The sequence below is a fragment of the Mucilaginibacter sp. P4_C11 genome, from assembly GCF_056402115.1.
This window is the reverse complement of sequence record NZ_JBFUIA010000009.1, coordinates 117,291-141,903: the sequence shown is the minus strand read 5'-3', so window position 1 is coordinate 141,903 and position 24,613 is coordinate 117,291. Positions and strand designations below refer to the sequence as shown.

Below are 24,613 nucleotides of genomic sequence, written 5' to 3'. Positions count from 1 at the left end.
ATTAATGTTATTTTAAGTCTGCCCCTATTTTAGTGCGATATTTTTTATACAGTTGCTGGGCCAGCAATATGCTATTGCCTTTGGTGGTTACCGGGTATAGCTTTTGTGTGTTTACCCAGTTCCACTCCCAGGCGCTTATATTTTTATCAAATGCGGCGGCATCCATTGGCCTGGCGGCTTTCAACGCGGCCTGGGCCTCTGCAAAAAACTTTTGCCACCGTACTTTATAAAAATTGTTGAGCAAACCGCTCCACTGGCGGCAGGAGTATTCATGAAGCGGGCTTTTTTCATCGCCCCAAAGCGTAACCAGGTTTCGGGCATTTCGTTCATAAATTGCCTTTTCGGTTGGCGTTGTTCCACATTTACGGGCATCGGCAAGCCATGGGCCCAATAAAAAATCTTTACGTGTTGCCAAAAGCGCATCCATATCGCCAATCAATTGAAGATACTGAACGCTGTATTTATCAAAGTCTGCTAAGTTTTTATCATCGTAAGCCTTTACCCATTTTTGCTGCAATGGCCTGGCATAGTTTGCCAATACCTGTCTCGATAAATCAACCAGGTCATATTGAAAGCCATCACTCTTGCTGCATGCGGGGATGGCCTTCATCAGTTCGTCCCAGGCGGGCAATAAATCTTTACGCTGATAATTTAATTTAGTCCTTGTCCACACCGCGGCCGAATCAAACGTTGGCCTGCCGGTTATAATTGACTCCGAAGCATCACGGATATCTTTACCGTTATAAACTGTTTCTTTTAATACCTGCCATGCTTTGATTGTATGCTGGTTCACGCTACCATAGCGGTTTAAAATGTACGACCGAAGCCAGTTATCCAGGTTAATAGGCTCGCTTTGCCAGGTATTACTTGTCATTAGTTCATACAACACCGGGTTTTGCTCAATGCCTTCCATGGTAAGGCCAATACCTGCCAGCTTGCCCGATGCAGTATCTTTAAGGGCCAGCGCAGGGCCAGTCGCTACGCCTTCAATCCGGCCAAACATACCGATATTGCCGCCAAAATTGTGCAGCATGTTCCATATCCAGGGTTTGCCGTAATACGCTTCTGTGCGTTTCCAAACGGGTTCAATTTCTGTTGCCAAATCAAGCATAATCATGTGATCGTTGGGCACGGCCTCCAATAAAGCTTTTATTTGCGGCGTTTTCCAGAATTTGCGGTCGCTGTAAAAAAGCCAGCCCTGCATCACCCATACGGCTTTCGGGTCGGCGCTGCTCATGGCCTGGTAAACTCTTGAACTTAGTGCCGATAAATAGGCAGGATCATCAGTTGGCGGTTCATTTTCATTAAAGGTATCGGCCGAGTATAGATGATCGGTACCGTATAAACGGGTTTGGGTTTCTAAAAACTTACGCCCAATTAAGTCAAACATTGGGTCGTGGGTATCCAATATATAGGTATCGCCAAAACCATTGTTCCAGTTGGTTTTTTTTAACTTTGAATTAGGGAAGCGTGTTGTAAACGCGGCGGGTACATGGCCGGTAAATGATTGTAAAACGGGTTTCATACCCAATGCCCTTTCGCGCTGTAGTATTTTTTTTTGCAAATCGCGGTGGCTGTTCATCCAGCTAACGGGCAGCGGGCCGCCCCAGCCATCCAGGTTGCCCATCCAAAACCATGAAAAATAAGCGGGGCCGCAAAAAAACGATTTCAAATCATTATCTGTAAAACCCATATCCTTATAAACTTCATACCAGGTATACTCCTGGCCGGTTAATGCAAGCGGCATATCAACGCCGTGCAGGGCCATCCAGTCAATTTCTTTTTCCCATCGTTTCCAGTCCCACCAGCTCATACTATAGTTGTACGTGCAATAGTTTAAGTAGTACCGGTATTGGTAGGGTGTGTTTTTATGAATTTTAGTGGTTACCGCGGGTAATTTTGCAGGCAGGTTTAAATTGGTGCCATTCCAGGTTACCTGGCAGTGGCAGTATTCGGTTAGGTAATAGTATAATGCGGATGCTACTGCGACACCATTATTACCCCTTAATACAATTTTGTTGTTAACGCTTTCTATTTCAAACGCATCTTTGCCATTTATCGCCGGGATTTCTTCTACCTTAAAATGTGCTGCTGCCTTTGGTATTACGCGGCCAATTAATGCGTATGATGCATTCTTGTTAACCTGGGCATTTGCGCCTCCACGGATAAAAATCAAAATAACGAGCAGGGCAAAAAAACGTACTGAAAAAAATTTGCTTAACAACATATAGAACCTATTTAAATTTGATAAGATAGAAATGTTAAAGAGGGTTTTAACTTTTAATTTACGTTATTGCTTTTACCTACTTACGAGTTATTGAAATTTATGTCATAAACATTTGCCCGAACGCCGGCTACGACTCACCCGGTCGAGGCTACGCCCGACCACCCTCTCTCCGGCTGCGCCGCATAGAGGGTTTCGCGTTAGTAGTTAATTTATAATCAATGCTATGTAAATCAAAAATCCCTAAAACCCTCTTTGCGGCTTTAGCCGGAGAGAGGGTCGGCCAGCGCAGCGTAGCCGGGGTGAGTTGTCGCCGCCACGCGATATACGACATCCCGCCTCGGCGTTTCGCCAGGCTTTAACACTCAATCATGGTCTTTTTCTTTTATTGTTAACAGTCTGATAGAACAATTATATTAAAAACAAAAGACGGTAAAAAACAAATACAGGCCGGTGTGCGGCCTGTATTTGTTAAACAATATTGGTTAATAACCTGGATTTTGTACCAGTTTTGGATTCAACTGCATTTCGGGTCTTGGTATTGGGAAAATGCGTTTTGCGGGATTTGCATCTGTTTTGATGCCCCATGGCTTCTCAAACTGACCAAAACGGATAACGTCATTACGGCGCCACATTTCCATCGCCAGTTCGCGGCCGCGTTCATCTAAAATATCCTGTAGGGTAACAGCTGCCAATGCGGTAGCTTTTGCACGTGCCCTTACCTGGTTAACCAAGGATAAAGGCGAATCGCCGTTGGTTGCAGTTGCACCTCTTAAAATGGCTTCGGCTTTCTCCAGCAACACATCGGCATACCTGAACATCGGCACATCATTACCCTGGTTACGATCTGTATTTAAGCTGTCCGGATAAAATTTGTTGTTCCTGTATCCTTCTTCGTTGGCGAGCTCATCATTACCAATATCAAAGGTTGCATTATTTTTCCAAACAATATCAGGCGTAAACTCCAGCTGGTGTACAACAGTAGCATTAGGATTAGGGCCACTATAACTTGCATCAAGCCCAATGTTGGTGGTTGTAATATTTATAGGCGTGCCATCATTGTTATATTGCTTGCCTACCAGGTATTGTTTTTTGCGGATGTCATTGGCGTCGTTAAATAAGGCATAATACTCTTTGTAAGTATATACAGGCCCATCTGGTGTATAAGGCATTTTATATTTACTTTTCAAATTAGGGTTAAGCGTCCAGCGGGAATAATACTGCCCCTGCGCCTGAACACCATCATAAGGAACGGCAAAAATAAAATCTTTAATTTGCGGACCGTTGTTAGGTTTAAACATCCCCAGGTAATCGGCATCTAAAGAATACTGGCCGCCTTTTATAATGTTATCGCACATGGTAACCGCATCCTGGTACCTTGCCGTGCCAATATAGTATTGCGCATTAAGGTACATTTTTGCAAGTATGGCATAAGCTAACCCTTTGGTTGGCCTGCCATAAGTAGTTACGCCCGATGTAGCACTCAAATCAGGAATTTGCGCCAGCAATTCGCTTTCGATAAAAGCAAACACAGTTGCCCTTGGCTGGGTGCCAAGGTTGGTGGTATCGCCAAACTTTTTGCTGATAGGCACATTGCCAAACAGATCCATCAGGTAAAAGTATGACAAGGCCCGCATGGTTTTAATTTCGGCAACGGTTTGCTTTTTAGCATCACTTGCCGGGGTAGCGTCAAACAATGACAAGACCTGGTTACATAAACTTATGGTTCCGTAACCCCACTGCCAGCAGGTTTCTGTCATGCCGTTATCAGGTGTTACCGTATGCAGGTTCACGGTTGAATAGGTACCCCCATCAAGCCAGTTACCGCCACGCGCTACCAGCACGTTTTCATCGGTACTTAAATTTTGCAATAACCAGTACTGCCTGCCCGGCGCCCCGCGAAACGAGGTATAAATAGGCCCGGTGGCTGCTACATACTGCGCCGGGGTAGTTGGGAAAATAGATGGGGTAAGTGCTGATTTAGGCGTAATATCTAATTTTGTACAACCCGAAAGGTAAATAGCGCCCACAACCATGGCAATAAGGCCAGGTTTTATATATCTTTTTAAATTATTCATGTCAGTTAGGTTAATGGTTATTATAAATCAACTTGTATACCTGCAAGGAAGCTCCTTGTTTTTGGATAGAAATTATTACTATCAACACCAATAAACTGGCCGCTTGCCTGGTTATCGATGTTCAAATTCAACTCGGGATCAACCCCTTTGTATTTGGTGATAATAAATAAGTTGGTACCAGTAACATACAAACGGATGCCATGTACATAATTACCTGCAACATTAAATTTGTAAGCAAGTGTTGCATTACTTAACCTGATAAACGCGCCGCTTTCAAGATAACGTGTTGAATACAAGTTGGCGTTAACATCGGTACCAGGCTCGCTTAATGTTAAGGTAGGTACACCATGTGCCGAAGCCTGGGTTGGCTGGTTAAAGCTGGCCAAAGATGCATTCATGATTTTGTTACCCCCCTGACCTCTGAAAAAGAAATTAAGGCTGAAGTTTTTATAAGTAAAATCGTTACCCAAACCAAATGTATAGGTTGGCTGTGCATTACCCGCATAAGTTTGATCGGCACTTGTAGGTGTGGTGGTTGACTGACCGTTGGCACCTAAAAATGTGGATACGCCGTTGGTACGGCCAAGGTATTTCAGCGTATAAAACTCGCCAAGCGGATAGCCGGCTTCAATAATAGATACCTTGATACCGCTTTGTCCGGGTCCTTCAGGATCACCCACATATATTTTAGAAAGATTTGGCGCCAGTGAGGTAATCTTATTTTTATTGAATGAAATGTTGCCGTAGCTGCTCCAGGTAAAATCTTTTGATTTGACAGGTGTACCGTTAAGGGCAATCTCGACACCTTTGTTAGACATGCTGCCTACGTTTTCTACCTTGGTGGATACGAAGTTATTGATCAGTGATACCGGAACGGTAGTGATCATGTCGGTTGTTTTTTTATTGTAGATATCAACCGAGCCACCCAACCTTCCTTTTAGTATAGAGAAATCGATACCACCGTTAAGCGTGGCTGTACTTTCCCACTTCAAATCGGGATTTGGGTTTTGTATAACACCTATAGCACCTATGTATGCACCGTTGTAATAAAAACTACCTGTGGTACCGTAAAGCGTTATTGGTGTATAGGGCGAGAAGCCTAATGAATTACCTGTTTTACCATATCCAACCCTCAGTTTTAAATCATCAAACAGCGATTGCGATTTCATGAAACCCTCGTCAATTACACGCCATGCGGCCGATGCAGCAGGGAAATATCCCCAGCGGTTGTTGGTACCAAAAGCGTTTGATCCGTCACGGCGTAATGATGCCTGCAAAAGGTATTTACCCAGGTAACTGTAATTTAAGCGGGAGTAAAATGATATCAGGCGTAAAGTTTCATGGTTAACACTGCCGTAATCAACCCGGTAACCGGCGGCAGGCGTACCTAAGGCCAGGTTACTGTAGCCGGTAGCATCAGAAATGAAGTTTTGATTAGTTGACTGGAAACCGTCACCCTTTGTGGTTTGATCTATTGAATAACCAAACAACGCTTTGAAGGTGTGCTTTTCATTCCAGTTATGTGAGTAAGTTAAATAGTTTTCAAACAGCTTTTTGGTATCTGTATAAGTCGACCGGATAGCTTTACCGTTAAGGCCGGGAGCAAGCTCCGATGCCGAATTGTAATAGGTATTGTTATCGGTATTTGTTTCCTGGTAAGCTAAATTAAAATTGTAAAGCAGGCCGGCAGGTAATATCAACTCACCGCGCACATTACCCAACAACAAGCTCACTTTTTGTTTGTAGGTATCATTGGTGATAAGCCCGACCGGGTTATAACCCAGTTTTAAAGTTGGGTCGTTATAAAATGTACCATCAGCATTATAAATGGTACGGGTAGGCAAATACTGAACTATTGATTTAAACAATCCGGGGCTTTGGCCATTAGCAGTCGACAACGGAATATCATTAACCAACAGGTTTGAGTTGGTAACCGCGTTGCTTAGCGAAAAATCCAATTTCAATTTATCATTCAGCGCTTTTTGCGTAATATTAAGCCTGCCTATAACACGCTTTAAACCGCTGCTTTTTACAATACCCTGGTTGTCAAGATAATTTAAGCTTCCGTTATAAGTAGTTTTATCGGTACCGCCGCCAAAAGACAGGTTATGGTTTTGCGAAAAACCAGTGTTGCGTTCAACCGCTTTTTGCCAGTCGGTATTTCCACCATTATCATTTGCCGGGGTAAAACTTTGTCCGTTAGCTTTTACATAGGCCCTAAGCTGATCGGCACTGGCTACATCAAACTGGTTAGATACTTTTTCAAATGCGCCGTAACCATTGTAAGTCATCCTCATCTGGCCCGCTTTGGCTTTTTTGGTAGTTACTATAATTACACCATTGGTAGCCCTTGTTCCGTAAATTGCAGCAGCAGAGGCATCCTTTAGCACATCAATAGAGGCAATATCCGATGGAGCAAGCAAGTTAAAATCGGCTCCGGGTACACCGTCTATCACGTAAAATGGTACCGAGGCGTCGCCTGTTCTTATTGATGATGGCCCACGAAGTGTAACAGAAGCTTTTCCATTGGGGTTACCATCATTGGTAATATTTAAACCTGCTACTTTACCTTCCAGCAAATCGGCAGGGCTTGATACCACACCTGCGTTAAATTGCTCGGCCTTAACCGTAGCAATGGCGCTGGTTAGCTCCTTTTTGGTTGTGGTACCGTACCCTACAACAACCACTGTAGATAATGAATTGGCCGAAGGCACCAACGTAACCTTTATAACGGTTTGTGTGCCAACGGTTATTCGTTGCGTATCAAAACCGATATAGGAGAATACCAATACCGCGTTTTCATTGGCTACCTGTACCCTAAACTTACCCTCTAAATCGGTAACAGCTCCTGTTGCAAGGCCTGCAATTTTAACAGAAACACCTATCAGGGGTAAACCTTTATCGTCTACAACGGTACCGGTAATGATGGTAGGCGGGGGAAGCTCCACTTTTTTCTCAACCGGTGGCTTTGGCGCAGGCTTAACCAATAAGCTGCCTTCAACCTCGGTGTAGGTAAACTGATTGTCAAGCAAAACCTTTTTTAAAACGGCTTGCAGTTTCTCGTTTCGCGCCCTCAGGGTTACTTTAACATCACTTTCAATATTATTCCCGGTATACATTATCCGTACACCTGTGTTTGCCGAAATGCGTTCAAGCGCATCAGAAAGTGGCATTTTTTTCAACTTAAGGGTCACTGGCTTTTCCAGCACGCTTTGTCCGTATGAGTTATCGGCCATGGCAATGGACGATAGTGAGCAGACAACTAATAAAATAATCGCATTAATTTTCATAACGAGTGTTATGGCTCGAAAGAATCTTTCGGGTATGGTTTTTTTCATATTTTTGCTATATTAAAGTGTTATAGGTCAAGCTGGAACGTGCTATGGTTCTTGAGGCCTCCTGCATGCTCCATTAATAAATCTTTGGCATTTTATTCCTCCAAAACTGGCCCGGCCATTTTGGAGGATCATTTTTCTCTTTCCCTGTTTTTTAATTCATAGCGTCTTAATTAGGTCAAACATTATTTGTTTTTATATAATTGGTATATTAATTACAGCCCTTGCCTTTTAAGGTATAGGCGCTGCCCTCCTTTTTAAAGTGGGCGTTTATAAGGGCTTCTATCAGCTTTAATACTTTTTGCAGTGGCATGTTGTTAAAATCGGCATACAACGTGCAGTTGAGCAGATTTTTATCGGCCTTAATCACCACGTTATATTTGCGCTGAACATCGGCCAGCACATCAGACAATGGTGTATTATGATATTGCAACTTACCCTCCTGCCAGCTAATGACCGATAGGGCATCGTCAATTTTTTTTGCAACCAGTGTTTCGTCAGTTTTGGAATATACCAGCTGCATATTGGGTGTAAGCAAAACGGCGGGCTGTTTTACTTTTGTGTTCAATATCCCCACCTTACCGGTTACCACGGTTACTTTAATGGCTTTATCTTCGTTATAGGCTTTAACATTAAAGCTGGTACCTAAAACTGTGGTTGTAATTTTACCCGAATGGATGACAAACGGCTTAGCGCTGTTATGCGCTACTTTAAAAAAAGCTTCGCCGGTAAGGGTAACTTCCCTTGTATTTTGTTTGAACTTATCAGGATAGTTTAACCGGCTGCCCGAGTTAAGGCATATGGTGGTGCCGTCAGACAAGCTTATTAGTTTTATTTCGCCGTTTAGCGCTACTGTTTCCTGGTACTTAACAGGATCTATCCAATTATCCAGTTGTTTTCTGAATACGTAGGCTGTACAAAAAACAGTGGCAAAAGATGCCGCGATTGCCATTTTTACCCACAACCGTCTCGTGGGAAACTCCTGTTCAGGAGGCTTAATTATACGTTGATGAATATTTTTGAGTATTTCGCTGGATGCTTGATCGGTAAGGACGAGTTTTTTTTCCAACACATCTTTACTGAAACCATCAAGCGCTATAAGGTATAACTCCGAGATATCTCCCTTCAGGTATTCGGCAAGCCAGCGCTTGTCGTCCTGAGTCAGGGTATCAGTTTTATAAAGCCTTTCTAAACGTTGAACTATGGTTTCCACGAGCAATTTTTATATAAATACGCCGGGAGGTTTAAAACGGGGGGATGGTTTTGTAATTATTTTCAAATAAAAATCAAAAATTACAAACGGGTATTTTAAAGCTTAAAATGCCCGGTTTTTCGGGCTGTTTTTTTTGAACTTTTACGCGAAAAATCTTCGTTTTATTTTTGTATCAAAAAATGTACTTTTTGTATCAATAAATAGCGCATTTGTTGTTAAAAAGTGTAAATTAATTAACTTATTTTCACCTGTTTGTGCATGAATAAATTGCTGTTTTGATATACAAAAAGAAGCGTGTAAATTTGTAGTGTTTACCCACAAATTAAAGCAGTTTCTATGTTGTTTTGCACCGCATTCGATTTGCGGAATCCGCTTTTGTTTGTGTGAAGTAAGCTCTATTAATTTTAACTGCCCACACTATACATCATAGATCGAAATTATTGGTCGATACCAACCCAATAACAGGCCAGCAACACGCCGGCGGTTTTCCATTCGGCCTGGTGTTCGTGGATATGGTTTTTGACGGCCGCAACCGCGTGCCCAAGATACTCTTTAACGGTATGTTTAGATATGTTTAGCGTTTCGGCTGCTTCCTCGTAAGTTTTCCCTTCTAACTTGCAAAGGGTAAATACTTTTTTACGCTGGGGCGATAGCTGGTTAATGGCCTGGTGCAATAAGTAATACTGGTCGTCAATTAAGTGAAGGTTGCTATCATCCTGCTCTATTTCGGCAAAAGGCATGGCATTAACAACCGCAGCCTCGCGTAGCTTCTTGCGTAAATGTGATATTGATTTGTTAAAGCTCAACACAAAAAGCCAGCCGCTTACCGATTGGTCGGCCTTAATTTCGGCACGTTTTTCCCATAATGCGATAAAAATATCCTGTAAAATATCGCAGGAAACATCATCATCCTTGGTGAGTTTGTAAATATTACGGTAAATGGCCTGGTGGTACTTTTGATAAAGCAGATCAAATGCCCCGATGTCATCATCGTGTAAGCGAAACACTAAATCTTTATCTGCATCCATATTCATAACAACCGGTAACTATTTAATCATTTAAATTAACAAGCAGGAATAATTGTGAAAAGTACAAATATTTATTTATCGATAAATGTGCCTTACAGCGTTTTTGCCGATGATTACTTGATTTTTGCCATCGCTTTAAAAGATGATAATCGTTCTTTTAAAGATGGCCTGTTTTAAGCTTAACCTGCAAAAGGTGTTATTTTTACAGATTAAGCGTGACAGGCTAAAATCAAATAAATCAAATAAAATCGCTGTTATAGGGGTACATTAAAATTATAATTTAACAGTAGCCGGCAAATATTTGGCAATCAAATCCTCATAGTAAGGCTTTAACTCCGATACTACCGGTGGTTTTGGACTTTTTGAATACAAATCATACGGGTTAAATTTATCAACCCATTTAAACATCTCCTGGTCATGCGCATTCAGCAAATGATCGTAAGCCTTTTCGCGGTGTTGCGAGTAAAACGAATGGTAACGGATCATATACAACGCTTCCTCGGGCAAATAATCTTTGGTGATGTGGTACAGGTATTCATCGTGCCCCCATGACATGTGCACGTTATCCAATCCGCACTGGTGGGTGTAAACACCGTATTTGGTATTATAGCGTTCGTCAGTGCTATCGGGATTGGCGGCAAAAAACTCAGGGTAAACTATCTTATCCGAAAACTTGCATCCTACCGGGAATGAATCGCCGACAACGTTCCATTGGGGTTCGCCAAAAAGGCAAAGCACCTTGCCCAAATCGTGGATAAAGCCAGTTAATACAAACCAATCAGGATGCCCATCAGCACGGATGGCTTCAGATGTTTGTAATAAATGCTGCAACTGATCGAGCGAGATATCCGGATCCGATTCATCAACCAGTGTATTCAAATACTCCATTGCCGACCACCACGGCATTTCCATTTTATCAAACTGTAAAAAGTTAGCCTTTTTTGCTAAAACGTTACCATAGGTTTGGTAAGTATGGTTAAGCCTGTAAAACTCCCTTACCGGGTTATCTTCGGCATCATTATAAACCCTGAACTCATCTTTGGCTTTAGCCGTGCCGGGCTCGGGGTACCTGCTTAATACATCATCCTCCCAAACATCCAAACTTGGCAGCGGCGAAATTTCTTTTTCAGTTAACTTTTCCATATCGTAAACCATTCAAACAATTAATTATTAAACGTTGGTAAAGCCCTCATCTGTTTAACTCTAAATTATACTTATCGCTACCCCCGGAAACCCTGGAGTAAAAACTCCAGCAGGCCATTTATAAACCGGCAATCCAATAAATAAGTTTTAAAATGAACTGCGCTTAAAGGCACAGTTTAGCTTTATAATGTTTTAAAATTCACTAAAAAAAACATCGGTTTTACATAATTGGGGGTATTTATTTACGTAAACGATTACGTACATCAACCTTTACCTATTTTGTAAGTACCTTATTTTTAGCACTTCCGGGCACCATAATATTTTGCATTAACGATTTAGTAACGCCAAAAAGCGCTATTACGGGTAACGATTTAACCTGCGGTATTTTAAGTGAGTTAAGGGTTAACCCGTCAATATCTTCAAACACACAGGCAGCCCTAAAATCATGCCCGGCGCAGCTAAGTGTTACATTTTTAAAGCTCAGCCCTGCCGCGTGGCGGGCATAAAAACCCCAGGCGGGCAATTCGCCAAACATCGAAAATTCAGGATAATCATGCGGGTTTTCGGGTATCTTGTTCAATGAATCTAAACTTACGTGGGCTACAGCTTTACTGGCATCGCCATGATATACTATTTTTATATTTTGCAGGGTTACGTTTTGAACAGGATGCCCCGGTAAACCGGCAATTGATGATGGAAAGGGGTTGTGCCTGCCTTTTACCTCCGGCCCTTCCATTGGGTATCCTTTATCGGGCTTGCCTTTGGGCACATCAACAGTTACGTTGCTTATGCGGATACCGTTAATCTTGCTCACTACAGTATCTTTATTGCGATGGCCAAGGCGTATAAATATAGCATTGCCCGTGTTAACGGCATTAATGTTACTGATGTCAATATCTTCCATCACACCGCCGTCAACGCATTCCAGGGCAATTGCCGAGCGGTAGGTATCATATATTTTGATGTCCTTTATAGTAATTTTTTTAAAGCCGCCCCATGAAGCGGTACCAAATTTAATACCGCTGGCGCTTGAACGTGTGGTACAGTTGGCTATGTATATATTTTCGCAGCAACTATTCCGGTTGCTCGATTTCAGGCAGATGCCATCGTCATCGGCATTAAAAAAGCTGTTTGTAAGCTTTACATTTTTACAATCTACCAGGTCGATGCCGTCATTGTTCCAGTAGGTGTTGCTTATTACTTTTATGCTGTCGATAACCATATCGCGGCACTCCCGGTAATCCTGTATCCACACCAGTCCATTTTGAATAGTTATACCTTTTACCCGGATGCCAATGCAATTAAAAAAGCCAATTAGTTTGGGGCGATTTGGCTCTTCGGGTTGGATTTGCCCCCAGGGATTCGTTTTTTGCCATAACGAATCCCGCAATTTCCCGGCTTTCAGCATCGCGAAAAGATCTTTCAGCAATTCGTCGCCGTTGCCGTCAATTGTTCCTTTCCCGGTGATGCCAATGTGTTGCTGATCTTTAGCAAATATTAGGGGCGATGCATGGCCTTCGCCATAATCAATCCGTTTTGCACTCCCAAGCAGTACGGCATTAGCAGCCAGGTTTAGGGTAACGTTGGATTTCAGGTTGATAACACCCGTTAAAAACTTCCCGGCCGGAACATGCACTATGCCACCGCCTTGCGCGTTCGCATTGTCAATAGCTTTCTGAATGCTTACAGTATTATTGGTAATACCATCGGCCTTCGCGCCGTAATCGGTTATGTTAAAGGTTTTTTGCTGCGCATAACCGGCAAAGGGCATCGCAAGCAAAGCCAAAAAAGAAAATATTTTCATGATAAACTATCGATAAAGAAAAATTAAGCAGGTTTATTATCCAGGCATATGCCGTACAGCCAGGATTTTGTTTTTGTATCAGGCACCTAAGTTGTTAAACTTTTAGTTTAGTTTGCGGCATTGGCATCCATTTATTTACGTAAACGTTTGCATAAACCCCATTATATTAGTAAAATTATACCGTTATAAACAGGTATCCGCAATGGGTAACATCAATTTAAAAGAACTCGCTTTAGCACTTAATTTATCAACCGCCACAGTATCAAGGGCGCTACGGGACAGTCATGAAATAAGCCCCGAAACCAAAAAGAAGGTTTTGGAACTGGCTAAACAATTAAACTATGAGCCCAACCCCGCTGCCAGTAATTTAAGAAGCCATAAAACAAAAACCATTGCTGTAATTATTCCCGAAGTAACCAATAACTTTTTTTCGCAGGCTATTAACGGCATCGAAGAAATAGCACGCCGGCATGATTACCATGTTTTGATTTATCAAACGCACGAAAACAGCGATTTGGAAATGGCCTTTATGCGCCGTTTGCTAAGTGGCCGGGTTGACGGGATCCTGATTTCGGTAGCAAGTGAAACCAATAACGATCAAAATTTCAAGGACATTATTAACCAGTTGCCAGTTGTTTTTTTCGACAGGGTGAATGAAAATATAGATGCCGTAAAAATAACTACTGATGATTACGAAAGCACTTATAATGCCACCTGCCATTTAATTGAGTGTGGATGCAAAAAAATCGCCTACCTGATGGCCTTAAATAACCTATCGACAGGAAGAAAACGATTTGCCGGATATTGTGCTGCATTAAACGATAACAGCATTATCAAAAATGATGCATTAGTTATAAACGACGCTAACAATGAAGATGAGAATTACACGCTGATAAAAAAACTGCTGATTGATGAAAAACCCGATGGCATTATAACATCTATCGAGAACCTGGCCCTGCCTTTTTACTATGTATGCAAAGACCTTAATTTGAATATCCCCCGCGACATTAAGATAATTAGTTTTTCGAACCTCAAAACCGCACCGCTTTTAAACCCGTCACTTAGTACCATTACGCAGCCTGCTTTTGAGATGGGCAAAGAAGCTGCGGGCATTCTATTTAAAATATTGAATAAGAAGTATTTTGAACCAAACGAAACACTGGTACTAAAATCAACCATCATAAAAAGAGAATCGACGGGATTTTAAGGGTGGTTTAATCCGCGGTTCCGGGCAATTTTCCACACTATATTACCTTTCTGTTAAATAATACCCAAGCGGTAAAATTCCGGTTTGGGTGGTTTAACTTTGCAGTGGTTACCAGGTGAACAAAGGTATACCGCTGCGTAGGGCGCCGGACGGCGGCATATGAAAGGTTCGAGCCCTTTCCCTACATCTCGTTAAGAAATAGGTGCCGGAAATCAAAAGTTACTTTTGGGGATCGGGCATTTACGCTGTTTGCAGCGGACATTGATGAAATTAAGCCTGCACCACTGGCTACATGCGCTTGTAAAACCTGATTTATGAACAATATAAATTATCTTGAAGTAAGTTTAGCAGTGCTTATAGCAGTCGCGCTGGTGGTTTGGCTGGTGCGCCGCAACATCAAAGACGAGAAGAAGTTTGAAAAAGATATGATCCAATCGGAGATGAAGCCCGACAAGGAAGAGCAAGATGAGCGAGGCGATCCGTTGGTTTAATATTAAGTTGAAAGTACTAAGCCTTAAGTTCTAAGTCGAATTTGCTTTTTGACTTAGAACTTAAGACTTCGGCTAAAGACTAACAGTAGCATCAGATTATATTTTACGTTTAACAATGCAAAGAAGAGCAGCATTAAAAAATATTGGCGGCCTGTTGTTGGTGCCGTCAATTGGGTTAAGCCAAGGTATCGACCCTAAAAGGCGTGCGTTAAGGGTAGCTCATGTTACCGATATTCACCTGAAAGATAAGTTTGGTGCGCCTGCCAAATTTGTGAAATGCCTGCACCATGTACAGCAGCAAAAGCCCGACCTTATACTGAACGGCGGCGATATTGTTTTTGACATGAACAAGGAAAACCTGGGCACTATTAACACCCAATGGCAGCTGATGAAAGGCATCCTGAAAGCCGAAACCAGCATACCCACCCATTTTTGTCTTGGCAACCACGATATTTGGTGGAACGAGAACAATAAAAGCGAAGCCGTTTACGGCAAACAATACAGCATGGACCAGCTGCAGCTGGCCACCCCTTATGACAGCTTTATACAGGGCGGCTGGAAGTTTATTTTACTTGATAGCGTTCACCTGGATGTTGATGGTACCTGGTACATTGGCAAACTGGGCGACGAACAATTTGCCTGGCTGGAAAACGAACTGAAAACCACAGATGCGGCTATGCCCATACTCGTTATGTCGCATATACCTATCCTAAGCGCCACCGTGCTAATAGCCGATAACATTATTAACAAGTGGGAAATACTGGGCGGCGACATGCATACCGATAGCACCCGCATCATTAACCTGTTTGCCCAATACCCTAACGTAAAGCTATGCCTGGCCGGCCACATCCACCTACGCGATAAGGTGGTGTACAACAACGTTACCTACATTTGCAACGGCGCGGTAAGCGGTGCCTGGTGGGAAGGTAACCTGCGCCAGACCGCCCCGGGCTACGGCCTTCTCGACCTGTATAGCGATGGTACTTTTGAGGAGCAATATGTGAATTACTTGGGGTAAAGAATCATTCGATGGCTTACCCAGGCTTAATGTGCACATGCATCGTAGCCCTGGGAGGGGTTGCCCATTCCTTCGCCTCTTCTGTTGATCTCTCCACGCACGTGTGGCAACAACGCCCGCAATGAACCGGCTCTTTAAAATTCGTTACTATTTTTCTCCCTCCCTTCTTAAACAGCCTTCCGTCAACTTATTGCACTGATTGCCTGCTATATTTTGAAATATACCACCGGAAATATTATTAAAAATTATTTTTTATGAGGCTTGTATATCTCAAATTTAGTTATGTACATTTGTAGTGCACTATCTAACTATAGCACCTATTATGATAGAGATTAAAGAACTGCATTTCGGGTACCAAAAAACCAAGCCGCTTTTTAGCGGACTAAACCTTTCCCTGAGTAAAGGTCATATCTACGGCCTGCTTGGCAAAAACGGGGCCGGCAAATCAACCCTGCTCAAAAATATGATAGGCCTTATCTACCCGGCGAAGGGCAGCTGCTATTATAACAACAAAAATGTTTTCGGCAGGCCGGTTTCTGTTTTGGAAGATGTTTACTTTTTGGCCGAAGAACTTTTTGTGCCCGATATTACACCCGCCCAGTATGTTAAAAGCACCGCGGTTTTTTATCCAAAATTCAGCAAGGCCGATTTTTACCGGTACCTGGCCGCCTTGGATGTTGATATGGATGCCGTGATGGATAAGCAAAGCTACGGCCAGCAAAAAAAGGCCATGATTGCTTTCGGGCTTGCCACCAATACAGGTTTGATGATCATGGATGAGCCCACCAACGGATTAGATATTCCCTCAAAAGTACAGTTTCGTAAGCTGATAGCTTCGGTATTAACCGAAGACAGGTGTATTGTGATATCTACCCACCAGGTACGCGACCTGGATAGCCTGATTGATACCCTGCTCATTTTACATAAAGGCGAGATAGTGGTTAACCAATCGATGGATGAAGTAGCCGAAAAAATAACCTTTGGCAGCTATGCCGACACCGAGGGCTTGCCTGTGCTATACGAAGAAAAAGGCCAGCGCGGCAAAAACGTCATTATGCAAAACACTACCGGCGAGTATAGCAAAGTAGATCTTGAACTGCTGTTTAATGCCATTATTACTGGCAACCACCCTGTTTTACAAACCTTAAAAGCAACAGCAAATGAACGAGATATTTAACCTGAAACGTTTTGGCCGGCTGTTTTACAAACATACAACCGAGCATTATAAGAGCTACCTGATGTCAATAACAGTACTTACCTGTGTGCTGTTGCTGGGGGGGAGTTTCCTGGTGTTTTTGATGGATGTGCGTATGGAGCTGCCGCTGCAGCTTTTACTATTGGCCTGGGTTATACTGTTCACCGGCACCATATTTACCAGCACCATATTTGCCGACCTGGGCGACGACAAAAAAGCGCTGGGTGCCTTAACCTTACCAAGTACCCATTTTGAAAAATACCTGGTGGCCTGGCTATACTCGTTCGTGGTATTTTTGGTGGTATCAATAGGCTGTTTTTACATGGTGATGCTGTTTTTATTACACGCTAAACATTTTCCGGGGCCGCCACTTGAAATATTCAGCCTTTTTTACCGCGTGCTTGGTTTTGGCGGCAATGTGGTGTTCATCATCCTTATTTTGTACTCGTTGTTTCATTCTATCGCCTTTTTGGGGGCTATCTACTTCAAAAAACTCCATTTTGTAAAAACTGCGCTGCTGTTTTTTATCGTGATAGCTATACTCATCATCTTCAACAATATAGCTATGGCGCATATGATACACAGGGATATTATCCAGGTAGTTCCTTTTACCTCGGTAGGCTTTATGGAGAATGGGAAATACTTTGGCGTAAATGCAGAGGCCTTTGTATGGACAGGCCAGTTGGTATATATCATTATGGCATTTATTTTATGGACGGCTGCTTACTTTCGCCTCAAGGAAAAACAGGTGTAATGCATTATGGAATTTAAAGATAAGGATGCCATATACCTGCAGATAGCAGCTTATGTGAGCGAAAATATATTATTAGGCAAATGGCTGCCCGAAGAAAAGATCCCCTCCACGCGCGATCTGGCCGTTGAGCTGGAGGTGAACCCCAACACGGTTATCCGGTCGTACGAGTTTTTGCAATCGCAGGAAGTGGTGATCAATAAACGCGGGCTGGGCTTGTTTGTGGCACCAGATGGGCCGCAAAAGGTGAAGGCCTATCGCAAGCAGCGTTTTATTCAGCAGCAACTGCCAGATTTTTTCAGGAATATATACCTGCTGGATATCGATATCAAAGACCTGGAGAAGATGTACAAGGAATACACGGCCGGCTTAACCCAGCCTAAAGCAGACGAAAACAAATGAAAACGAGTACAAAAATATTTATAGCCGCTTTAGTGTTCCTGGTGCTATGCATCGGTGGGTACGACCTGCTGCTGAAAAAAGAATTTTTAACCGGCCGGTACAAAAACTTTTATTCGCACTTTACCCAGCTGCCATACAAGGATTTTGATGCACTGGAAATAAATGCCGCGCATAAAGCCAGTGTTGAGGTGGTACAGGGTGCCTTTGGTGTGAAGGCCGATCCAAACATTCTTGATTACGTACAGTTTACCCAAAAGGGCAGGCTGCTGCAAATGAACATCCAATACAACACCAACCGGTTTTACAATGATGAAAATTACCGCATTATCATATCTTGTCCCAGCCTTACAAGTGTAACCGCCAATGCCTTCATGATTATCAATAGGCAACGCGTTATTGATACTACAACAAACGACAACTGGAATTATGGCAAACTAATGATTAATGGCTTTAAACAGGATAGTTTAATCATAAGCCAGGATTATGGCAGCCAGGTTGTATTGGCCAATAATAACATCGGCTTGTTAAACGCTACCGTTGGGTTAAGTCCTTTCAGCGGCTCGCACATTACTATCTTAAAAAGCAACCACTTTAATGTAGCCAAACTACAGGTACTCAACAAAAGCACCCTAAACCTTAACGAAGCTAAAATAAATCAGCTGGATTATCGCCCCGGCGATAGCACCCGGCTCATCATAAACGGAGCTGCCAAAAACAGCCTGTTACCCTATATCCACCTTAAACAATAGTAACTTATGAAATTACAAATCAATTCCCTTTCAAAAACTTACGCCAACGGGGTACATGCATTAAAGGATGTATCCCTCACATTAAATAACGGTATGTTTGGTTTATTGGGTCCAAATGGCGCAGGCAAATCATCGCTGATGCGCACCATTGCAACCTTGCAGGAAGCCGATAAAGGCAGCATTTTTTTAGATGACCTGGATGTGCTTAAAAACAAAACCCAGGTAAGGCAGCTGCTTGGCTACCTGCCGCAGGAGTTTGGGGTATACCCCAAAATATCGGCCGAACGCATGCTTGACCATATTGCACAGCTTAAGGGCATAGGCAATGCCGCCGAGCGTAAAGAACTGGTGGGCAGCCTGCTCGAAAATGTGAACTTATCTAAAGACCGCAAAAAACACCTGGGCACCTTTTCGGGCGGGATGAAACAGCGTTTTGGTATCGCCCAGGCCTTGATAGGCAACCCCAAACTCATTATTGTTGATGAGCCAACCGCCGGCCTTGACCCTGCCGAGCGCAACCGCTTTTACAACCTGCTGAGCCAGCTGGGCGAGAATACCATTGTGATTTTAAGCACCCATATTGTAGAGGACGTGAGCACCCTGTGCGCCAACTTTGCTATTATTTGCCAGGGCGAAGTACTGTATGCCGGCCAGCCCGATACCGCCGTAAACGAACTGGAAGGCAAAATCTACAGCAAAGCCATCAACAAAACAGATCTTAATTTTTACAAAGATGATTTTTCGGTTATCTCTACCCAGTTAAAAACGGGGCAGCTGCACATCCGCATTATACAGGATACCGAACCGGGCAACGGCTTTATTGCCGCAACCCCTAACCTGGAGGATGTATACTTTAGCAATATTGCCACCCGCGTAGATGTAAACACCATTTAACCCGCTTAAAAACAAAATATTATGTTTCGGAAAATATTCATTTTCGAGGTGCAAAACCGCCTCAGAAGGCCCGCGGTTTATCTTTATTTTGCCGCCGCCCTTGCATTTACCATCATGACATTTGCCACCGGATCGTTACCGCTGGGCGATAAGGAGCACATTAACGCGCCTTTTGTTTTGGCATTATGGTGCGCGGGTATTACCATGTTTATGATGCTGGTAAGCTCATCGATCATGGGCGAACCGCTTTATCGGGATATTGAAAATAACACTAAAGATTATTACCTCACCTACCCTATTACCAAAGCCGGCTATTTTTGGGGCAGGTACCTGGGCAGCTTTGTGTTTATGCTTTTTATAGCCACTTCCATTATTATCGGGGCTTACATAGGCACAAAGCTTGGCCCGGCCATGGGCTGGAAAGATGCAAAAGAATATGGGCCTAATAAGCTGATCTATTACCTGCACCCGTTTTTGGTGATGGCATTGCCCAACCTGTTTTTTACCTCGTCGTTATTTTTTGGCCTGGTAGCGCTTACACGGAATGTAAAGGTGATTTATGCTGGTGGTATACTGCTGTTTTTAGGTTATTTTATTTCCGTCTTTTTCCTTCAACATACCAGTAACGCCACAGTAATTATCAATGCCGATCCTTTCGGGCTAAGTGCGGTGCGCTTTGTATCAAGCATTACCACATCAGCTGATAAAAACACGATGCTGTTCCCGGTTACAGGGGCTTTTTTGGCCAACAGGCTGATATGGACAGGCGTTGGCCTGGTTATTTTAGTATTTACCTACGTGCGGTTCAGCTTCGAAAGATTTTTTAGCGGCAAGCGCGATAAAGCGGCCATTGATGATGTGGTTTCAAAAACAAAACGGGCATTGGTATTAAAGGCCAATATTAGTTTTACCGGCTCCTACAACCGCAAAACCTTGTTTAACCTTGCACGGGTAGAACTTACCAACATCATCCGCGACAATTATTTCTGGATAATTTTGCTGGCCGGAATGGGCTTCCTGGGTTTTGTATTCTGGTTGGGGATGAATGATTATGGGATTGCCTATTTCCCGCGCACTGTAATTTTAATGGCCATATTCAATGACGTCTTCCCCTTTTTCATCTTCTTCATCATCATATTTTACACCGGCGAAACCCTGCACCGCGATAAAATTACACGTTATGCATTCATAAACGACTCGTTGCCGCCGCCAAACTGGGTGCTTAATGGCTCAAAACTCCTCGCTTTGCTGGTGCTGGGTTTCGGCCTATCGCTGGTGCCGTTGGTAACAGGATTGGTTGTACAAACCGTAAAGGGCTTTCATCAATACAACCTGTCGTTTTTTTTAATGTATGTGTTTACGGTAATTATGCCGCGCTTTCTGGAGATGGTCATTTTTGCTTATGTGGTACACGTTGTTATCAATAATAAGTTTGTGGCGCATGGTGTTGGGGTTGCTATTTGGGTGCTGGTTTTCTTTTTAAATACTACCGGGATATTCAACTACAACCTGCTCATTTACTCGTATACCCCGTGGTACGGCATATCAGATATGGATGGCATCGGCCACATGCAGGCGCCGGTTTACTGGTTTAACCTGTACTGGCTGTTATGTGGCGGGCTGCTTATTATTATAGCCGCTTTGTTTTACTACCGGGGCGTTACCAGCTCATTTAAAGAGCGGCTGCAATTGTTGGGCCAAAGGTTTGATACCAAAACAAAGCTATTCACCGCGGTTGTGGGCATCGCTTTTTTGGCTGTAGGCGCTTACAATTACTACAACATTAGTTACCTGAACAACTTTTTAACCCAGGGCGAAAACGAAGACAGGGCTATTATTTACGAAAAAACTTTAAAAAAATATGCCAACCTGCCATTACCAAAGGTTACCGGGATAAAGTTGTTTGCAGATATTTATCCTGATAAGCAGCAGGAAATTGTAAAAGCCTTTGTAACTGTTTTTAACCCCACCGATAAACCAATTGAAAAACTATTGTTAGATGGCGATGAGCTTACCGGTTATAGTATAAAAATAGCCGGCAAGCCGGTGCCCTTTACCTATCCGCTGCTGTACAAACGGGGTATGTTCAATTGGTTCAGGCCCAAACAGGATACGGCCGACTTCAGGTTATACCAGTTTGAAAAGCCTTTGGCCCCTGGCGATTCGGCCGTGTTCGAGGTTAATTCATACATAGCACACAAAGGCTTCGAAAACGGCTTGTACGCCAAAAATCTGCTGCATAATGGCACATTTTTTAACGGCGGCCTGCCCGGCATGGGGTATGATGATGACGACGAGGAAAACAGCAACTATGTGCGCAAAAAAAACGGGCTGCCCGAGAAGCACGAGGACGAAATAGCGCAAAACGACCCGGTAGGTATCAGCACCCTCAAATCGGGCAAATCATCCGGCTTGCTAAACCTTGATATTACGGTAAGCACATCGGCCAATCAAACCGCTGTTGCCCCCGGTTACCTGCAAAAACACTGGCAGCAAAATGGCCGCAACTATTACCACTACACCGGTAGTAATTTTTATGGCCCGCTGGCCATCCTATCGGCAAAGTATGCAAACCGGCATGACAGCGTACAGCTTGACCATAAGGTTAATGTTGATATTTATTACCACCCGGCGCATAATACCAATATCAACCGCATAATGGCGGCTTATAAAGATGGACTGCAATATTTTTCAAAAGCATTTGGCCCCTACCCTTTCAATGATATCCGCCTGGCCGAAACCAGTGATTTTGGTCCGCATGATGCCTCATTAAGTACGCTTGATACTTATGCCGAACGCAATTCCTGGAATGCCAATTTTGAAAACCCCAACCAGTTTGATTTTGTATACTTTAACACCGGCCGCCAGCTGGCACAGCAATGGTGGCGCTACCAGGTTGCGCCAAATGCCACCGTGGGCTCGTTGGTAATACCCGAAGGCCTTGCAAGCTATAGCGCCCTGCTGTTGGCTGAGCGAAAGTATGGCAAAGACAATATGAAATGGATATTGTATGACCAGGTGAGCTTTTACACCTTTATCAGGCACCGGTTGGAAGAAAAAGAACATCCACTGATAAAGGCTAATGAATGGTTTTTATGGGGCGGCAAAGCCGGCCTGGTATTGTACACCCTAAAAGATTTGATGGGCGAAGACAGCCTGAACAACGCACTGCGCGAATTTAAAAACGCCTATGCTTTTAAAAGCAAGCCACCTTATGCCGGCAGCAATGATTTGTACCGCTACCTGCAAAAGCACGTACCCGATTCGTTACAATATTATTTAACCGATACCTGGCAAAAAATAACGCTTTACGATAATAAACTGATCGATTTAAAATCGGCCCCTACCGGTAACAAAAATGAATACAAGGTTACCCTTACGGTAAATGCAGGTAAGGTTTGGATTGACAAAAAAGGCAATGATGTAGCCGCCAAAAACATGAACGACTATATAGATATCGGGGTGTTTGGGGCCAATACTACCAACAAAGAAGGCCGGTTGGTAACTAACCCGCTTTACCTTAAACGGCACAAGCTTACCGCCGGCAAGCACACCATAACCATGATTGTAAAAGGCAAACCCGTAAACGCAGGCATCGATCCATATAATAAACTGATAGACCGTTTAATGGGCGATAATTCAAAAGATTTTTAATAAACGGCCAATTATTTACCCAGTGCACCAAAAACAACTCCTAAACCTTATCATCAAAAAGCTCATCGGCGAAGCAAGCGCTGATGAGCTTTTAGCACTTGAAAAGCTGGTAAAAGCTCATCCTGACGATGCATTTTTTATCAATACCATGACCCCCTTTTTTAATACCGAAACCGAAATTGAGGAAGGGCAGAGCGAGCGGCTGTTTAACCGCATTAAGGGTAAAATAAAACCAGAACAGCGCTAAACTTATGAAAAATTGCGAGCCCCTGATTTTGTAGGGATAACCAAATTACCACTCCTGACTTTAAACCTTCCCGCTCATAAACCCGATAGACCGGGCTTCCGGCTCCTTGCCTGCAAGACCTTGTACAAAAAGCTGTCCATCCTCAATTTTAAACTGCAGGCTGCGTTCATCAACCTTAAAACCATCTGCTTTTAAAACATCTTTTATCTTTTCAACCAGTTCTTTACGATCAAACACCGGGCTCAGCTTTAGTTGATCGTTTACGGGCTCAAGGACAATGCCATCTGCCTTGTAGGAGAATATTTTTGATTCCATAGGATAAATGTCGTGATTATTAGGTGGCTGATGCTTTATTTAATGTCACGATTTTTGATTTACTTTCCTACAAACTGTGCATTTACTGATAAGCACAATTGTACCTGGTGGTTGTAGTAATTATCCCTGCACGGCTATAATTTTTTACGCGGGCAAAATTAACTGAAAACGATTTTTCCCGTATCCGGCTTAAATTGTTAAAATTGCAGTTGTGAAAACCTTACTTTTATACTGCTAAACAGGCTATTTCATAACTTCACATACTGAGAAAATTAACCGGTTTGAGTATACAGGATTTGATCAGACGTATCCAGATTAATCAAGATGAATCTGCATTTAACGAGCTTTACAGACAGCAGTTTGCAAAGTTATTTCAGTTTGCCTATTCGTTTTTAGGAGATAAGGAAGCGGCCGAAGAAATAATTAATGATGTGTTTCTTAAAGTTTGGTTAAACCGTAAAGATATGGGCAAGGTGCTCAATATCCAGGTATACCTGTATGTTACGGTAAAAAATGCCTGTTTAAATTATTTAAGGGGAACCACATCCAAACAACTCAAAGAGTTAAACATAGCCGAAGCTTACTATTTCCACCTCTCGGTTGATCCGGCCCAGCTGCTTATCAGTAAAGAGTTGCAGGCTTTCCTTTTAACCGCTGTTGATAGCTTGCCACCGCGCTGTAAGCTTATTTTTAAAATGGTTAAGCAGGATGGTTTATCTTGCAAAGAAGTGGCAACTATCCTTAATCTATCCGACAAAACGGTGTTTGCACAACTGGCCATTGCACTCAAAAAACTCGAAAGCGTTTTGCTGTAATCCAACATTGTTTTTTGGGCAATACCGGTAAGCCGCAAAAGCAACTGTTT

Annotated in this window: 20 protein-coding genes; 12 read left to right on the top strand and 8 right to left on the bottom strand. The window is 43.0% G+C overall.

The window, feature by feature from the left end:
* Positions 1–7: 7 nt before the first annotated feature.
* The 5 genes from AC1DU2_RS10625 to AC1DU2_RS10605 all read right to left on the bottom strand — a co-directional run bounded on the left by AC1DU2_RS10625 (position 8) and on the right by AC1DU2_RS10605 (position 9,884).
* A complete protein-coding gene (locus AC1DU2_RS10625) occupies positions 8–2,227 on the bottom strand; it encodes an alpha-N-acetylglucosaminidase (RefSeq protein WP_477384227.1) in 2,220 nt (739 codons plus the stop codon).
* 482 nt (positions 2,228–2,709) lie between these two features.
* Positions 2,710–4,302: a RagB/SusD family nutrient uptake outer membrane protein gene (locus tag AC1DU2_RS10620; RefSeq protein ID WP_477353783.1), complete on the bottom strand. Its 1,593-nt coding sequence runs from the start codon at positions 4,300–4,302 to the stop codon at positions 2,710–2,712.
* A gap of 20 nt (positions 4,303–4,322) precedes the next feature.
* Positions 4,323–7,592: a SusC/RagA family TonB-linked outer membrane protein gene (locus tag AC1DU2_RS10615; protein ID WP_477384225.1), complete on the bottom strand. Its 3,270-nt coding sequence runs from the start codon at positions 7,590–7,592 to the stop codon at positions 4,323–4,325.
* A gap of 256 nt (positions 7,593–7,848) precedes the next feature.
* Positions 7,849–8,850 carry a FecR family protein gene (locus AC1DU2_RS10610; protein ID WP_477384223.1) on the bottom strand — a complete coding sequence of 334 codons (1,002 nt, stop codon included), beginning with the start codon at positions 8,848–8,850 and terminating at the stop codon, positions 7,849–7,851.
* 437 nt (positions 8,851–9,287) lie between these two features.
* Positions 9,288–9,884, bottom strand: a complete 597-nt coding sequence (locus AC1DU2_RS10605; protein ID WP_477384221.1) for an RNA polymerase sigma factor — start codon at positions 9,882–9,884, stop codon at positions 9,288–9,290.
* A 48-nt stretch (positions 9,885–9,932) separates the two neighbouring features.
* Between AC1DU2_RS10605 and AC1DU2_RS10600 the strand changes: the two genes are divergently transcribed.
* Positions 9,933–10,055: a hypothetical protein gene (locus AC1DU2_RS10600; RefSeq protein WP_477384219.1), complete on the top strand. Its 123-nt coding sequence runs from the start codon at positions 9,933–9,935 to the stop codon at positions 10,053–10,055.
* Between the two features lie 96 nt (positions 10,056–10,151).
* Here the strand turns inward: AC1DU2_RS10600 and AC1DU2_RS10595 are convergent, their stop codons facing one another.
* Together AC1DU2_RS10595 and AC1DU2_RS10590 are read right to left on the bottom strand one after the other, a co-directional pair.
* Positions 10,152–11,021, bottom strand: coding sequence for an inositol oxygenase family protein (locus AC1DU2_RS10595; RefSeq protein WP_477353774.1), 870 nt, complete (start codon positions 11,019–11,021; stop codon positions 10,152–10,154).
* A gap of 274 nt (positions 11,022–11,295) precedes the next feature.
* A complete protein-coding gene (locus AC1DU2_RS10590; RefSeq protein ID WP_477384217.1) occupies positions 11,296–12,825 on the bottom strand; it encodes a glycoside hydrolase family 28 protein in 1,530 nt (509 codons plus the stop codon).
* Positions 12,826–13,027: 202 nt separating this feature from the next.
* Between AC1DU2_RS10590 and AC1DU2_RS10585 the strand changes: the two genes are divergently transcribed.
* From AC1DU2_RS10585 to AC1DU2_RS10540, 10 genes are all read left to right on the top strand, one after another.
* A complete protein-coding gene (locus tag AC1DU2_RS10585) occupies positions 13,028–14,032 on the top strand; it encodes a LacI family DNA-binding transcriptional regulator (protein ID WP_477384215.1) in 1,005 nt (334 codons plus the stop codon).
* A gap of 314 nt (positions 14,033–14,346) precedes the next feature.
* Positions 14,347–14,523, top strand: coding sequence for a hypothetical protein (locus AC1DU2_RS10580; protein ID WP_477384213.1), 177 nt, complete (start codon positions 14,347–14,349; stop codon positions 14,521–14,523).
* Positions 14,524–14,638: 115 nt separating this feature from the next.
* Positions 14,639–15,541: a metallophosphoesterase family protein gene (locus tag AC1DU2_RS10575; RefSeq protein ID WP_477384211.1), complete on the top strand. Its 903-nt coding sequence runs from the start codon at positions 14,639–14,641 to the stop codon at positions 15,539–15,541.
* Between the two features lie 322 nt (positions 15,542–15,863).
* Positions 15,864–16,718: an ABC transporter ATP-binding protein gene (locus tag AC1DU2_RS10570; RefSeq protein ID WP_477384209.1), complete on the top strand. Its 855-nt coding sequence runs from the start codon at positions 15,864–15,866 to the stop codon at positions 16,716–16,718.
* Positions 16,702–17,490, top strand: coding sequence for a hypothetical protein (locus AC1DU2_RS10565; protein ID WP_477353763.1), 789 nt, complete (start codon positions 16,702–16,704; stop codon positions 17,488–17,490). The genes AC1DU2_RS10570 and AC1DU2_RS10565 overlap by 17 nt, the downstream gene beginning before the upstream one ends.
* Before the next feature lie 6 nt (positions 17,491–17,496).
* On the top strand, positions 17,497–17,889 hold the full coding sequence (locus AC1DU2_RS10560) for a GntR family transcriptional regulator (RefSeq protein ID WP_477384207.1): 393 nt from the start codon (positions 17,497–17,499) through the stop codon (positions 17,887–17,889).
* On the top strand, positions 17,886–18,638 hold the full coding sequence (locus AC1DU2_RS10555; protein ID WP_477353759.1) for a head GIN domain-containing protein: 753 nt from the start codon (positions 17,886–17,888) through the stop codon (positions 18,636–18,638). The genes AC1DU2_RS10560 and AC1DU2_RS10555 overlap by 4 nt, the downstream gene beginning before the upstream one ends.
* Before the next feature lie 6 nt (positions 18,639–18,644).
* Complete coding sequence (locus tag AC1DU2_RS10550; RefSeq protein WP_477353757.1) at positions 18,645–19,532, top strand: ABC transporter ATP-binding protein; 888 nt, start codon at positions 18,645–18,647, stop codon at positions 19,530–19,532.
* 21 nt (positions 19,533–19,553) lie between these two features.
* Positions 19,554–23,186: an ABC transporter permease/M1 family aminopeptidase gene (locus AC1DU2_RS10545; protein ID WP_477384205.1), complete on the top strand. Its 3,633-nt coding sequence runs from the start codon at positions 19,554–19,556 to the stop codon at positions 23,184–23,186.
* A gap of 22 nt (positions 23,187–23,208) precedes the next feature.
* Complete coding sequence (locus tag AC1DU2_RS10540; protein WP_477384203.1) at positions 23,209–23,433, top strand: hypothetical protein; 225 nt, start codon at positions 23,209–23,211, stop codon at positions 23,431–23,433.
* 60 nt (positions 23,434–23,493) lie between these two features.
* Here AC1DU2_RS10540 and AC1DU2_RS10535 read toward each other — a convergent pair whose 3' ends face one another.
* Positions 23,494–23,748 (bottom strand): hypothetical protein, encoded by a 255-nt coding sequence (locus tag AC1DU2_RS10535; protein WP_477353751.1) that lies wholly within the window; start codon positions 23,746–23,748, stop codon positions 23,494–23,496.
* A 281-nt stretch (positions 23,749–24,029) separates the two neighbouring features.
* Here AC1DU2_RS10535 and AC1DU2_RS10530 point away from each other — a divergent pair, with 281 nt between their 5' ends.
* On the top strand, positions 24,030–24,563 hold the full coding sequence (locus AC1DU2_RS10530; RefSeq protein ID WP_477384201.1) for an RNA polymerase sigma-70 factor: 534 nt from the start codon (positions 24,030–24,032) through the stop codon (positions 24,561–24,563).
* The last annotated feature ends 50 nt before the right edge of the window (positions 24,564–24,613 follow it).